Genomic DNA, 13732 nt, shown 5'->3' on the forward strand with positions numbered 1-13732 from the left:
CGGGAGGGCGGCAGGACCGTCTACGATACGATAGACAACCGCAGGAGGCGGTTGGGGCTGGCGGCGTAGGCCGCTGTCCAAGTAACTGTCCGCACCCCCAGATTATGATAATTGCTTCACCATCCGCCCGAAATCGGGCTCGAAACTAGTTGAGTGACCGTTAAAATAAACGAAAAACGTATATTTTAGTGAGATGCAAAACCCAGAACTCGATTTTGTGACCATTTCTGCCAAAAACTTTGCAAGGGCGTGGATTCTCCGCCTCCGAACCGCTCGGCTCTTATGTTGAGGGCGCGGCTCGCATATGGGGTTACAATGGCCGAGTAACTGACGGCTGCTCGGGGCATGACGCAGGACGGGGCGCATCGGCGCCGCCGCAGGGGCTTCGGGCGCGTGATGAAGGAGAATCGCCTCATGGCTAGGGTCTACAACTTTTCCGCCGGTCCCGCTGTGCTTCCCGAGGAGGTGCTGCGCCAGGCGGCCGCCGAGATGCTCGACTACGATGGCACCGGCATGTCCGTCATGGAGATGAGCCATCGCTCCAAGCCCTTCGCGAACATCATCGAGACGGCCGAGGCCGACCTGCGCGAGCTTCTGCAGATTCCCGACAACTACCAGGTGCTCTTCCTGCAGGGCGGCGCCACCCAGCAGTTCGCGGCCGTCCCCATGAACCTCATGCAGAACAAGAAGGCCGACTACATCGTGTCCGGCTCCTGGTCGAAGAAGGCCTGGAAAGAGGCGAAGCTCTACGGCGAGGCGCGCTGCGTGGCCTCTTCCGAGGACGAGAACTTCTCCTACGTGCCCGACGTGGCCGGCCTCGAGTTCGACCCTGAGGCCGACTACGTGTACATCTGCCAGAACGAGACCATCTACGGCACCACGTACCACACGCTGCCCGAGACCGGTGACATTCCGCTGGTCACTGATGTGAGCTCGATGTTCCTCTCCGAGCCCATGGACGTGTCGAAGTTCGGCCTCATCTACGGCGGCGTGCAGAAGAACATAGGCCCCGCCGGCGTGACCATCGTCATCGTGCGCGACGATCTGGTGCGCGAGGACGTGCTGCCCTTTACACCCACCATCATGCGCTACACCACCCAGGCGAAGGCGAAGTCGCTGTCGAACACCCCGCCGGCTTACGGCATCTACATCTGCGGCCTCGTGTTCAAGTGGCTGAAGGAGATGGGAGGCCTGTCCGTTATGGCCGAGCGCAACAAGGAGAAGGCCGCCATTCTGTACGATTACCTCGATCAGAGCAAGCTGTTCCGCGGCACCGCCCGCAAGGAGGATCGCTCGCTCATGAACGTGCCCTTCGTCACGGGCTCCGACGAGCTGGATGCGCTGTTCGTGGCCGAGGCGAAGTCCCACGGCATCGAGTCCATCAAGGGCCATCGTTCGGTGGGCGGCATGCGCGCTAGCATCTACAATGCCATGCCCAAGGCCGGCGTCGAGGCGCTCGTCGCCTTCATGGCCGAGTTCGAGAAGAACAACGGTTAACGACCAAACAAAAGGGGGAGGCGTCAGCCTCCCCGTGATAAAGCGGAAGCCCTGCGAGGGCGACGAATGCGGAAGGTGGCGCTCATGACGAAGAAGATCCTGGTTACCGAGGACTTGGTGCAGGAAGGCATCGATTCGCTCACCGAGCACGGCTATGAAGTTGACATGCTCATCGACCCCACGGCCGAGGAGCTCATCGGCGCCATCGCTCCCTACGACGCGCTCATCGTGCATCCGAACACGGTGGTCGACTCTTCGCTGCTCGATGCCGCCGAGAACTTGAAGATCATCGGGCGCGCGGGCGTGACGGTGGACAACATCGATATCGAGGCCGCCTCCGAGCGCGGCGTCATCGTGTGCAACGCGCCGAACTCGAACGTCATCTCGGCCGCCGAGCACACCATGGCGCTCCTGCTTGCCGCCGCGCGCCACATTCCCGAGGCAAGTGCGTCCATGCACGAGGGCCAGTGGCGGCGCGCCGATTTCATGGGCAGCGAGCTGTTCGGCAAGACGCTCGCCATCTTCGGTTTGGGACGCGTCGGCGGCCTTGTGGCCGAGCGGGCCGCGGCCTTCGGCATGAACCTCATCGGGCACGACCCCTACTGCTCGCCCGAGCGCGCCCTGCATCTGGGCGTCACGCTTTACGACGACATGGCGCCGGTGCTCGCCCAGGCCGACTTCATCACGGTGCACCTGCCCCGCACGGTGAGCACGCTCGGCATGTTCGGCGCCGACGAGTTCGCCGCCATGAAGGACGGGGTCGTGCTCGTGAACGCGGCCCGTGGCGGCATCTTCAACATGGACGCCCTGGCCGATTTCGTGGCCGCCGGCAAGATCGCGGCCGTGGCTGTGGACTCCTTCGAGGCCGAGCCCTGCACCGACTCGCCCTTGCACGAGTTCGAGAACGCCATTCTGACGCCGCATCTGTCGCCCATGACCCACGAGGCCCAGCGGCGCGCCTCCACCCAGATCGCCGAGTACGTGGAAGCGGGCCTGGAGGGCGGCATGGTGGCTACGGCGGTGAACCTCTCGCCGCTGCCGCCGGAGGTCTTCGACGCCATCGGCCCCTACGTGCACGCCTGCAAAATGATGGGATCGATGGCCAGCCAGATTCTCGGTCACACGCCGAAGAGCCTGAAGGTGGAGCTGGCCGGCGGCCTGGCCGATGCCGACCCGGCGCCGCTGCTCGCGGCGGTGCTCGACGGCGGCTTGTCCTACCGGCGCCTCGGGGCCTTCTCGGCGGCCAACGCGGAGTCGGTGGCCTCCCAGCACGGCATTTCCGTCACGACGGCCTCGGTGCGCGATGCCGGCGAGTACGCCTCCTCGGTGCGCATCGTGGCCGACGAGGTGGAGGTGGCGGCGACGCTGTTCGGCACGGAGCACACGCCCCGCATCATCTCGCTCATGGGCTACAAGATCGATATCGCGCCGGCGACCACGTCGCTTGTGTTCGAGTATGTGGACGCGCCCGGCCGCATCGGCGTTATCGGCACCATTCTGGGCGACGCTGCGGCCAACATCACCACGATGCAGATCGGCACCAAGCCGGAGGAGTCCTGCGCGCTCGTGTACATGAATGTCGAGGGGGACGTGTCCGAAGCGGTGCTCGACCGCCTACGCGGGGCCATCGATCTGCGCAACCTGTGGAAGATCACCTTGTAGCGGCCATCGACGGCTCCGATGTCGGGCTATAGAAAGATTTAACCGTGTCCAGCGGCGCCTCTTAACGGGGGCGCCGCTGGTTTTTGCTATGATGCTTTCGGTCAACTATGTCCGCGTCTCGGGCGCGAACTGTCGGAAGAAGAAAAGAAGAAAGAAGGACGGCATGACACGCAAGATCGACATCTTCGATACCACGCTGCGCGACGGCGAGCAGTCGCCGGGCGCCTCTATGAACACGGAGGAGAAGCTCGTCATCGCCCGCCAGCTCCTTCGCCTGAACGTCGATGTCATCGAGGCCGGCTTTCCCATCTCAAGCCCCGGCGACTTCGAGTCGGTGCGCCGCATCTCCGAGCTGGCCGGCGACGCGGCCGTGGTGTGCGCGCTCACCCGCGCCGTGGACAAGGACATCGACTCGGCGGCCGATGCGCTGAAGTTTGCGAAGCGTCCCCGCATCCACACCGGCATCGGCGTGTCGCCCTCGCACATGCGCGACAAGCTGCGCATCACCGAGGACGAGTGCATCGAACGGGCGGTGCACGCGGTCAGCTACGCCAAGAAGTACGTGGAAGACGTGCAGTTCTACGCCGAGGACGCGGGCCGGTCGGACTTCGCGTTCCTCGCTCGGGTCATCGAGGCAGTCATCAAGGCGGGGGCCACGGTGGTGAACATCCCGGACACCACGGGCTACTCGCTGCCGGAGGACTTCGGCGCGCGCATCAAGTACCTCATGGACAACGTGGCCGGCATCGACGACGTCACCGTGTCGGTGCACTGCCACAACGACTTGGGCATGGCCACGGCGCTGTCGCTGGCTGGCGTGCGCAACGGGGCCACGCAGATCGAGTGCACCATCAACGGCCTCGGCGAGCGCGCGGGCAACACGGCCATGGAGGAAGTGGTCATGGCCATGCGCATGCACGGCAAGGAACTCGATGCGCACACCGACATCAACACCCGCGAGTTCATCAAGGCGAGCCGCTTGGTCAGCTCCATCACCGGCATGAACGTGCAGGCCAACAAGGCCATCGTGGGCGCCAACGCCTTCGCCCATTCCTCGGGCATCCACCAGGACGGCGTGCTGAAGAAGCGCGACACCTACGAGATCATCGATCCGGCCGAGGTGGGCGTGGGCCAAAGCCAGATCGTGCTGACGGCCCGCAGCGGACACGCGGCCCTGAAGCACCGCCTGGAGGAACTCGGCTACGAATACGAGGGCGAGGAGCTCGACCGCCTCTACACTGCCTTCCTCGACGTGGCCGACAAGAAGAAGGAAGTCTACGACGAGGATCTGGAAGCGCTCGTGAACGAGCGCGATCGCGAGGAGTGCGCCATCTACACGCTTGAGGGCGTGCAGGTCAGCTGCGGCTTCCCCTTGAAGCCCACGGCCACGGTGACCCTGCGCGGGCCCGAGGGAGACGTGCGGACGGTGTGCGATTGGGGCGCCGGCCCGATCGATGCGGTGTACAAGGCCATCGATCAGATCGTGCAGGTCGACAACGACCTGTCCGAGTTCGCCGTGAACGCCGTGACCCGCGGCATCGACGCGCTCGGCGAGGTGACCGTGCGCGTGAAGGCCGCCGGCGGCGAGGTGTACGTGGGCCGCGGGGCCGATGGCGACATCATCGTCAGCTCGGCGAAGGCCTACTTGAATGCGCTCAACCGACTGCTCGCCGAGAAGCGCTAAAGGAGGCCTCTTCTCTAAGGGCGTTGCCGAAGAGCGTGCCTGGCGTTACGTTCACCGAAGCCGATGGGGCATCTCATCGGCTTCTTTATTTCCCTTTTCCGTCCTCAAGTAAAATAGTGCGATATCGAATTTCAAGGAGGCACGTTATGGCTGAGGACAACAAGCTCGGGCGCAAGATCACCACGCTGCGCGAGGCGCATCATCTGACCTGCCAGGATCTGGCCGATCGTTGCGGTTGCGACGTGACGGTCATCGAGAAGCTGGAGGCCGGCGAGGTGCCGCCGTCCCTGGCGCCGCTGATCAAGCTCACCCGCGCCCTCGGCGTGCGCCTGGGCACCCTCATGGATGACGACGAGACCTACGGGCCCGCCTACATCAGCACCGATCAGATGGAGGAAGTGGAGCGCGTGAAATCGCTCCAGACCGCCAAGGACGCCGGCGACCTGTCCTACTTCAGCCTGGCGGCGGGCCGTCCCTCCCGTCATATGGACCCGTTCATCATCACCGTGAGCCCCACCGGCGAGGCCACGCACAAGCTGGATTCCCATGAAGGGGAGGAGTGGCTCTACGGCATGGAGGGTGAGATCGAGATCGAGTACGGCAACGAGACCTACGTGCTCGGCCCCGGCGAGTCCATCTACTACGATTCTATCGTGCCCCACCAGGTGAGAGCGCACAACGGACAAAACGCGAAGTTCTTGGCGTGCGTATATACGCCGTTCTAAGCGGGGGAGGGATTTATGACGGAAGAGAACAAGACCACTGACGCGCCCGTTCCCGGGTCTCCCGATTATCCGCTGCACTCGGAGCTGACCATTGGGGCCTATCTGAAGCAGCAGGTGGCGATCGATCCCGATCACGAGTTCGTCGTGTACCCCGATCGCGACCTGCGCTGGACCTACAAGGACTTCGACGAGCGAACCGATGCTTTGGCCAAGGGCCTCCTGGCCATCGGCATGAAGCCGGGCGATCATTTGGGCGTGTGGGCGCGCAACATCCCCGACTGGCTCACCTTCATGTACGCTTCCGCGAAGATCGGCGTGGTCATGGTCACGGTGAACCCGGTGTACAAGTCCCACGAGCTCGACTACGTGCTGAAGCAGTCGGACATGAAGGCGCTCTGCGTGATCGATGCCTACCGCGATGTGGACTACCTGCAGATCATCCGCGATCTGGTGCCCGAGTCGCTGAACGTGCAGCGCGGCTTTCTCCATTCCGAGGAGTATCCCTTCCTCGAGAACCTCATCTACATGGGGCCCGAGAAGCACCGCGGCTTCTACAGCGTGCCGGAGCTTCTGCTGCTCGGACAGCACAAGCCCGACAGCTCCCTGGAATGGGCCCAGGGCCAGTTCGACAACAACGACGTGGTCATGATGCAGTACACGAGCGGCACTACGGGCTTTCCCAAGGGCGTTATGCTCACCCACCGCAATATCCTGAACAACGGCTTCTACATCGGCGAGGGGCAGAAGCTCGGGCCTGAGGACCGCGTGTGCCTGCCGGTGCCGTTCTTCCACTGCTTCGGCTGCGTGCTGGGGGTCATGGCCTGCCTCACCCATCGCTGCACCATGCTCATTGTTGAGGAGTTCAACGCCGAGCTGGTGCTTCAGGCCCTCGACAAGGAGAAGGCGACGGCGGTCTACGGCGTGCCCACCATGTTCATCGCCGAGTTGAACCATCCGGACTTCGACTCCTTCGACTTGTCGCACCTGCGCACGGGCATCATGGCCGGCAGCCCCTGCCCGCCGGAGACCATGCGCGAGGTCATGGAGCGCATGAACATGCGCGACGTGACCATCTGCTACGGCCTCACCGAGACGAGCCCGGTGTTCACCCAGACCTCGGTGGACGATGACATTCCCCACAAGTGCGAGACCGTGGGCCGGGCCCATCCGCCGGTGGAAGTGCGCGTGCTCGACGTGAACGACGGCCACATCTGCGGGCCGGGGGAGCACGGGGAGCTGTGCTGCAAGGGCTACAACGTCATGAAGGGCTACTACAAGATGCCCGAGGAGACGGCCAAGGCCATCGACGCGAACGGCTTTCTGCATTCCGGCGACATGGGCACCGTGGACGAGGACGGCTATTTCCGCGTCACGGGCCGCATCAAGGACATGATCATTCGCGGCGGCGAGAACATCTACCCGCTCGAGGTGGAGAACTTCCTGCTCACCATGCCCGGTGTGCTGGACGCCCAGGTGGTGGGCATCCCCGACGCGAAGCTCGGCGAGATCGTCGGCGCGTTCATCCGCACGCGCCCGGGATACGAGGACATGACCGAGGACGACGTGCGCGCCTACGCCATCCCGCGCATCGCCCGCTACAAGGTGCCCAAGCGCGTCTTCTTCGTGGACGATTTCCCCATGACCCCCTCCATGAAGGTGCAGAAGTTCAAGCTCCGCGAGATGGCCGAGGAATTGGTGAAATCCGGGCAGTAGGGAAGTTCCCGAACGGTTCGGAGGGCTCCGTTTCTCTATGCGAGCTCGCACCGATTCGGGGATGATTTCGTAGGGGGCGACCTCGGTCGCCCCTCCTCGAGCGAGGTTGCTCCACCAGCAGAGGGCTGACCGAGGTCAGCCCCTACGAGACGGCTTCCGCTACGAGAACCTTCCCATGGGGTTCATGCGCTGGTGCTCGATGTAGAACACTCTCACTTCGTCGGCGTCGTAGTCGATCACGTAATAGATGGTGAAGGGGGTGTCGGGAATGGCGATCCACCGGCACGGAACCGAGAGGCGCGCCGCATCGTAGACGGGGTCGTACTCGCGGCCCATTTCCGGGAAGAGCGCGAGCATGTCCCTTTGGCGATCGATGGCGAGCGCCACCCGCTCACTGTAAACGTTCTCCAGGATGAACGTGCGCACAGAGTCCGTGAAGAGAACGCGCATGCCTTCGGCGGCCATCACTCCCAGCCCCTGAGTGCCCGCAGCTCGTCCATGACGTCCTGGGCGTCGTGAAGCTTGCCCTCCTGCATTTCCTGGATGCCTTTGAGCATGCCGCGGTAGGTGCGCATCTCCTGCTCGTAAATCTCGTTGCGGAAGGCCATGGCGGCATCGAAGGCGGCCGAGTCCATCACCACGACGCAAGCCGAGCCGTTGCGCGTGAGGTACAAGGGCTCGCCCGAGTGGCTGAGATCCTCGATGAGGGCGTTCTGGTTCCGGTTGAATTCGGACAGTGGCTTGATCTGCGGCATAGCAACCTCCTAAGAATTTGCTGTAAATATACAGTGAATAAGCAGAATTGGCAATACCTCATCTTGTGTGCCATGGATTTGTCACGAAAGGTTATCGCATTATCCCGTAGGGGGCGACCTTGGTCGCCCCTCCTCAAGTGGGGTCGACTCGCCAGGGGAGGGCTGACCAAGGTCAGCCCCTACGGAGGGATCGGTTCCTGCCTATCGAGTCGTGCTCTAGAAATCTGAGCGCTGCATGTTCAGGTAGTTCAGAAGCTCGCTGCGCTTGTGGATCTGCATCTTGTCGTAGATGTGGCGGATGTGGGTGTTTACGGTGTAAGGGGAGATGACGAGCTTTTCCGCCATGGAGTTAGTCGTGTGTCCGCGCGCGATGAGCAGCAGGATCTCCGCTTCGCGGGCCGACAGGCCGAACTCGGCTGCCGCTTCGGCGCAGATCTCCTCCACCTCGTTTCGCGTGGGCGGCGCAGCGGTGAGGGCCACGATGCTGAACTCCATGCGCACGAGCGGCACGAGCACGACGGCGAGCAGGCACATGAAGGCCAGGCAGGTCGGCGGTGTGAGGGCCTGGGTCACTGGCACTGCCATACTCTCGTACCACAGCGCCAGCGAGTTGCCCGCGGCGAGCCCCAGGCGCACGAAGCCGCCGGCCATGGCGAAAGTGAGCGCCGGGGTCGCGTAGCCTTTGGTGGTGAGGATGCCGAAGTACATGATGAGCAGCACTTCGAAGAGCGATTGCACGCCGATGCCGACGATGAAGGCGGGGAAGTAAGCGAACGTCGAGGAGAGGAACAGCGAGAAGCCCACCATGATGGCGATGAGCAGGGCCGGGTAGATCTTGAAGATGTTGAGGCGGTTGCGCGACAGCGTGTAGATGCCGGCGATGACGAGAATGAACAGAGCCCCGCCCAAAATGCCGAATGTGAAGGAGTCCTCGCCGGTGGGCAGCACTTCCCATGGGATGATGCAGCTGAGGAAATAGCAGGCGGCGCAGGCGAGCAGCGTGACGAAGCCAACGCCGAGCATGTTCTTGAAGCCGTTGCTTGTAGCGCTGCGCGGCAGGAGTACGGGAAAGGCACGCTTTTCGTCCTTGCGGGCGAAGGCCAGAAGGGCTCCCGATGCCAGGGGGAGCAGGGCCGTCGCCGGCGCCGTTATCGTCGGCGGCAGAAGGGAGGCGATAAGCACGCACAGAAAGAGCGTGATGCCGAAGACGGTGCCGATGTGGTTGATGGTGAAGTTCGCTTTCACACAGGCATAGCGCTCGCCCCAGAGTATCCAGAGCGCGGCCTCGGAGGCGCTGAGGGCGATGATCACGACGAGATAGAGGCCCGCAGGTGCAAGATGGAAGGGGAAGAAACCCAGGGCCACGGTGCTTGCCGCGGCGACGATCATGGCGGCCGGAAGGACGGCGGGATAGTCGCTTAGGTGACGCTTGCGTCCGAGAAGTCCCGCCAAGACGAAAAGGAACGCCGCCGTCGCCAACAGGCTTGCCACCCAGCTGAGCGTCACACTTTCGTCAAGCAGCTGGGTGTGGAAGAAGAAGCTCGGCACGAACCAGAGTACGTAGTGCCATGCGAGCAGCAAGGCGAATCCCACGTATTTCAGCAAAGGTCGATCGAAGAGGGCAGAAGGACCTTTCCCTTCCCGAACATCGGGCGAATCGAACTCGGCGCGGCTTGCTTCCATTGGTGCTCTCCCCTTTGCCGTCCTGCGGATTGCGACATCGCTTCGGTCCTCCGGCTGACATGGCGTCGACCAGGGCTCCACGGTATCAAATTCAAGCTGCCAGTGTAAAGGTCATCAGGGAAAAAGGGATCGCAAGTTTTTAAGTACTCCGCTTTTCGCAGGGGTTTTGCGATACCTTGTCCCACTTTTCGCTGGAATGTGTCTCCTCGCAAGAAACTAGGTAACGAGGTTTTCACGGTCATCGAGCGATGCCACGGTGGTTTCCAGAAGGCAGAATTCTCACCAGATCGGTCGGCAATGCGGTACCGGCCGAGCAGATCCTTTAAGGCTCGGCGCGGTGCCGGGATAAGAAGAAGAGAAAGGAAGCACCACCATGTCGTTGCTTGCAAAGAGCAAGGGGGAAGTGACGTACAAGGACTTGACGTCGCTTCACAAGTGGGCACTCGTCGTGCTCATCTCCATGGGCTCGTCCATCATCTACGCGCCCATGTACCTTAAGAATGTGTTCTACGATCCGCTGATGCAGGCGCTCGGCTGCACGAACGCCGATCTGGGGCTTATGGTGTCGGCCTACGGCATCGCGGCCATGATCTGCTATCTGCCCTCCGGTATCGTGGCCGACAAGTTCCGCATGCGCACGCTGGCCACCGTGGGCTTCCTCGCCACGGCGGTGCTCGTGGGCATCTACGCCATGCTGCCGTCGGTGGAGATCTGCCTCGTGCTGTTCGTAGCCATGGGCATCACCTCCATCCTCGTGTGGTGGGGCACCCGCTTCAAGGTGATCCGCCTGTGCTGCGAGGAGGACGAGTACGCCTCGAAGATCGGCATCAGCTACTCCATCTACGGCGTGACCGGACTGGTCATCGGCCTCATCAACGCCGGCATCATCGCCGCCATCGCCAATGTCGCCCAGGGCGTGCAGGTCATGCTCATCTTCCTGGCCGTGGTCATCGCCGTGCTCGGTGTGGCCTCCATCTTCCTCATCCCCGACTTCAAGGGCGAGATCGACAAGAACGCCAAGCTGTTCAGCCTGAAGGAGGCCGTCGAGGCCATCAAGCACCCCGGCGTCATCTGGGCCTGCGTCGCCTACTTCTGCGTCTACGCCGTGTACCAGGGCGCTACCTATACCACGCCCTACCTCACCCAGTGCTTCAACGCCGATGGCAATCTCGTGAACGTCGTGGGCCTCATCCGCACCTACGGCATCGGCCTCATCGCCGGCCCTGTGGTCGGTTGGCTGGCCACGAAGCTGAAGAGCCCCTCCAAGGTCATCCTGGGCGCCTTCATCCTGTCCATCGCGGTGCTGCTCGGCTTCATCGTCTTCCCGCATGATCCGGGCGCGGCCATGGTCGCCGCCATCCTGGTCGTCGTGTTCGGGTTCACCACCTACGGCGCCTTCTCCATCGGAAGCTCTCCGCTCTCGGAGATCAAGATCCCCATGCGCATCTTCGGCACGGCCGCCGGCGTGCTGTCCGTGGTCGGCTTCATGCCCGACGTGTTCATCCACACCTGGTACGGCGGCCTCATCGACGCCCAGGGCATCGATGCCTACACGAGCATCTTCGGTTTCGAGATCATGTTCGGCGTCATCGGCTGCATCTGCCTCGTCATGTTGCTCCGCACCATCAAGAAGCACTTCGGCGCCGAGTCCGTCGATAAGACCGAGGAGGCCGAGGCGACCGAGATCGCCGGCGGCGAGGCCACCATCTAGCGACGCGAGGAAATCGGAAAGACCGCAGGATTCGGGAAAGGACAAGGAGATCCTATTATGCCGAACAAGATTGACGTGCTCGCCCGCATCAGCCCGCAGATGGCCGCCGTCCTCGCGAAGGAGGACGAGCTGGCCGGGGACGCCAACGACGCAAGCGCCGGCTTCGCCCAGATGCGCGAGAACTACGTGGCCGGCCGCGCCTGGTGGAACGAGGGAGCCCCTGAGATGGACCGTGTGGTCGACGATGCGGTGGAAGGCTCCTTCGGCGCCATCGGCGTGCGGCGCTACTACCCCTGCGAAATCGCCGAGGGCGCGACGGCGCCGGCCATCGTCTACGTCCACGGCGGCGGGTTCGTCCTCGGCAACTTGGACACCCACGACCGCATCTGCCGCATCTTGGCGAAGCGCGCCGGCGTGCCGGTGGTGGCCGTGGATTACCGGCTGTCCCCGGAGGCGAAGTACCCCTCCGCCGTGCGCGAGGCGGCGGCGGTGGCCGCGCACCTGCACGAGGCGGGGAAGGCCTGGGGCATCGACGGCGACCGCCTGGCCTTTGCCGGCGACTCCGGCGGCGCGCACCTGGGCCTGGCCGCCACGCTGTATCTGCGCGAGGAGATGGGCGGCGCCGACTTCGTGAAGTGCCTGCTTCTGTTCTACGGGTGGTTCGGCCTGACCGACTCTTCCTCCATGCGGCTCCTGGGCGGTCCGTGGGACGGCCTCACCGAGGAGGACTGGCAGTTCTACCTGAACCTGTACGCCGAGGATCCCGCGGCCCTTGCGGCGGAGCACTACGCGAACCTGTTTTTGAACGACCTGACCCATGATGTGCCTGCTTGCTACATCGCCGCCGCCGAGTTCGACCCGCTGCGCGACGACTCGGCCACCCTGGCCGCCATCTGCGAGCAGTACGGCACCCCCTTCCGCTTCGAGCTGTTCGAGGGCGTTATCCACGCCTTCTTGCACTACACCAAGATGCTCGATGCGGCCAACGACGCGCTGGAACACGGCGCCACCTTTTACCGCGAGACCTTGGGCCTCGCCTAGTTATTGGCAATCCGGGGGCGCGCGGGGCGCGTTCCCTTTGCAAAGCACCCTTTGAAAGGAGACAGAAGAATGGACTTCAAACTCACCGACGAGCAGGAGCTTATCGTCGACAGCTACCGCGAGTACATGGAGAGCGAGAACTGGGAGACCTACTTCCACGAGTGCGACGAGAAGCACGTCTACCCCCTGCGCTGGGTGGCGGGCCTGTGCGAGCTGGGCTTCGACCAGATCATGCTGCCCGAGTCCCACGGCGGCCTGGGCCTGGAGCAGCCCTGCGTGACGCTGATGGCCGTTTACGAGGTGCTCGGTCGCTACGGTGCGCCCACCTACGTGCTCTACCAGCTGCCCGGCTTCGAGACCATTATCCGCGAGGGAACCCAAGAGCAGATCGACGCCGTCATGAGCACGCTCGGCTCCGGCGAGCAGATCTGGAACTCCGCCTGCACCGAGCCGGGCGCAGGCTCGGATGTGGGGGCGCTGGCCACCACGTACAAGCGCGAGAACGGCAAAATCTACCTGAACGGCACCAAGACCTTCATCACCTCGTCCGCCGGCGTGAAGTACCTGGTCATCATGGCCAAGAACGCCGATGACGAGTCGCAGTTCACCGAGTTCTTCGTCGATATGTCCAAGCCGGGCGTGAAGCTCTCCCCGCTGCCGAAGCTGGGGCTTCGCATGGACAGCTGCTGCGAGGTGTACCTGGACAACGTGGAGCTGGAGGAGTCCGACATCTTCGGCAAGGAGGGCAACGGATTTATGCGCGGCGTGTCCGACTTCAACTTCGAGCGTTGGCTCGTGGGCGCCTGCGACTACGGCACCGCCATCTGCGCCTTCGAGGACGCCATGAAGCACGCCAACACCCGCATCGCCTTCGGCAAGCCCATCAGCCGATTCCAGCTGAACTCGCTGAAGATCACTGAGATGTGCATCAAGCTGGCCAACATGCGTAACATGCTGTACGAGGCCGCCTGGATGGCCGACAACAACGGCGGCGACTTCGACCCGGCCATGGCCGCCATGTGCAAGTACTACTGCGCCAACGCCTCCTTCGAAGTGACCGACGACGCTATGCAGGTGATGGGCGGCATCGCCGTGGCCTCCGAGCACCGCATCAACCGCATCTGGCGCGATCTGCGCGTCGACCGCGTCTCCGGTGGCACCGACGAGATGATGATCCTCGCCACCTCTAAGGGTGCTTGCAAGGCTTACAAGGCCTAACTTCCTTGGGCGAACCAGCGAGGTATTGAGAGAAACACGATTT

The 13732-nt window shown here is 63.2% G+C and carries 11 protein-coding genes; 8 read left to right on the forward strand and 3 right to left on the reverse strand.

All coding sequences use genetic code 11. From position 1 onward, the window contains the following. Positions 1-414 precede the first annotated feature (414 nt). The 5 genes from serC (at position 415) to ACW4LP_RS09945 (ending at position 7281) form a co-directional block, all read left to right on the forward strand. Entirely contained in the window at positions 415-1497 is a 1083-nt protein-coding gene (gene serC / locus ACW4LP_RS09925; RefSeq protein WP_303147073.1) for a 3-phosphoserine/phosphohydroxythreonine transaminase, read from the forward strand. 84 nt (positions 1498-1581) lie between these two features. Continuing rightward, positions 1582-3159, forward strand: coding sequence for a phosphoglycerate dehydrogenase (gene serA, locus ACW4LP_RS09930; RefSeq protein ID WP_237974306.1), 1578 nt, complete (start codon positions 1582-1584; stop codon positions 3157-3159). 163 nt (positions 3160-3322) lie between these two features. Then, complete coding sequence (locus ACW4LP_RS09935) at positions 3323-4843, forward strand: 2-isopropylmalate synthase (RefSeq protein WP_279054610.1); 1521 nt, start codon at positions 3323-3325, stop codon at positions 4841-4843. Positions 4844-4989: 146 nt separating this feature from the next. Beyond that, positions 4990-5568, forward strand: coding sequence for a helix-turn-helix domain-containing protein (locus tag ACW4LP_RS09940; protein ID WP_022739788.1), 579 nt, complete (start codon positions 4990-4992; stop codon positions 5566-5568). 15 nt (positions 5569-5583) lie between these two features. Further along, on the forward strand, positions 5584-7281 hold the full coding sequence (locus ACW4LP_RS09945; protein WP_278571613.1) for an AMP-binding protein: 1698 nt from the start codon (positions 5584-5586) through the stop codon (positions 7279-7281). A gap of 159 nt (positions 7282-7440) precedes the next feature. Here the strand turns inward: ACW4LP_RS09945 and ACW4LP_RS09950 are convergent, their stop codons facing one another. The 3 genes from ACW4LP_RS09950 to ACW4LP_RS09960 all read right to left on the reverse strand — a co-directional run bounded on the left by ACW4LP_RS09950 (position 7441) and on the right by ACW4LP_RS09960 (position 9719). Beyond that, complete coding sequence (locus ACW4LP_RS09950) at positions 7441-7746, reverse strand: type II toxin-antitoxin system RelE/ParE family toxin (RefSeq protein ID WP_241520656.1); 306 nt, start codon at positions 7744-7746, stop codon at positions 7441-7443. Continuing rightward, positions 7746-8036 (reverse strand): type II toxin-antitoxin system Phd/YefM family antitoxin, encoded by a 291-nt coding sequence (locus tag ACW4LP_RS09955; protein WP_114539162.1) that lies wholly within the window; start codon positions 8034-8036, stop codon positions 7746-7748. Before ACW4LP_RS09955 ends, ACW4LP_RS09950 begins: the two co-directional genes overlap by 1 nt. 216 nt (positions 8037-8252) lie before the next feature. Continuing rightward, positions 8253-9719, reverse strand: coding sequence for a response regulator transcription factor (locus ACW4LP_RS09960; protein WP_455803768.1), 1467 nt, complete (start codon positions 9717-9719; stop codon positions 8253-8255). A gap of 373 nt (positions 9720-10092) precedes the next feature. On the opposite strand from ACW4LP_RS09960, the gene ACW4LP_RS09965 reads away from it, so the two are divergent. The 3 genes from ACW4LP_RS09965 (at position 10093) to caiA (ending at position 13689) form a co-directional block, all read left to right on the forward strand. Then, a complete protein-coding gene (locus ACW4LP_RS09965; RefSeq protein WP_227070241.1) occupies positions 10093-11430 on the forward strand; it encodes an MFS transporter in 1338 nt (445 codons plus the stop codon). 57 nt (positions 11431-11487) lie between these two features. Further along, positions 11488-12471, forward strand: a complete 984-nt coding sequence (aes, locus tag ACW4LP_RS09970) for an acetyl esterase (protein ID WP_455803769.1) — start codon at positions 11488-11490, stop codon at positions 12469-12471. Between the two features lie 69 nt (positions 12472-12540). Further along, positions 12541-13689 carry a crotonobetainyl-CoA dehydrogenase gene (gene caiA, locus ACW4LP_RS09975; RefSeq protein WP_455803770.1) on the forward strand — a complete coding sequence of 383 codons (1149 nt, stop codon included), beginning with the start codon at positions 12541-12543 and terminating at the stop codon, positions 13687-13689. The last annotated feature ends 43 nt before the right edge of the window (positions 13690-13732 follow it).

Source organism: Adlercreutzia sp. CNCM I-6215 (assembly GCF_977072315.1).

Excerpts from the sequence above, each read along its gene's own strand:
- ACW4LP_RS09945 (WP_278571613.1), top strand. The coding sequence starts at position 5,584 with ATGACGGAAGAGAACAAGACCACTGACGCGCCCGTTCCCGGGTCTCCC.
- serC (WP_303147073.1), top strand. The coding sequence starts at position 415 with ATGGCTAGGGTCTACAACTTTTCCGCCGGTCCCGCTGTGCTTCCCGAG.
- ACW4LP_RS09965 (WP_227070241.1), top strand. The coding sequence starts at position 10,093 with ATGTCGTTGCTTGCAAAGAGCAAGGGGGAAGTGACGTACAAGGACTTG.
- ACW4LP_RS09955 (WP_114539162.1), bottom strand. The coding sequence starts at position 8,036 with ATGCCGCAGATCAAGCCACTGTCCGAATTCAACCGGAACCAGAACGCC.
- serA (WP_237974306.1), top strand. The coding sequence starts at position 1,582 with ATGACGAAGAAGATCCTGGTTACCGAGGACTTGGTGCAGGAAGGCATC.
- ACW4LP_RS09935 (WP_279054610.1), top strand. The coding sequence starts at position 3,323 with ATGACACGCAAGATCGACATCTTCGATACCACGCTGCGCGACGGCGAG.
- ACW4LP_RS09960 (WP_455803768.1), bottom strand. The coding sequence starts at position 9,719 with ATGGAAGCAAGCCGCGCCGAGTTCGATTCGCCCGATGTTCGGGAAGGG.
- caiA (WP_455803770.1), top strand. The coding sequence starts at position 12,541 with ATGGACTTCAAACTCACCGACGAGCAGGAGCTTATCGTCGACAGCTAC.
- ACW4LP_RS09940 (WP_022739788.1), top strand. The coding sequence starts at position 4,990 with ATGGCTGAGGACAACAAGCTCGGGCGCAAGATCACCACGCTGCGCGAG.
- aes (WP_455803769.1), top strand. The coding sequence starts at position 11,488 with ATGCCGAACAAGATTGACGTGCTCGCCCGCATCAGCCCGCAGATGGCC.
- ACW4LP_RS09950 (WP_241520656.1), bottom strand. The coding sequence starts at position 7,746 with ATGGCCGCCGAAGGCATGCGCGTTCTCTTCACGGACTCTGTGCGCACG.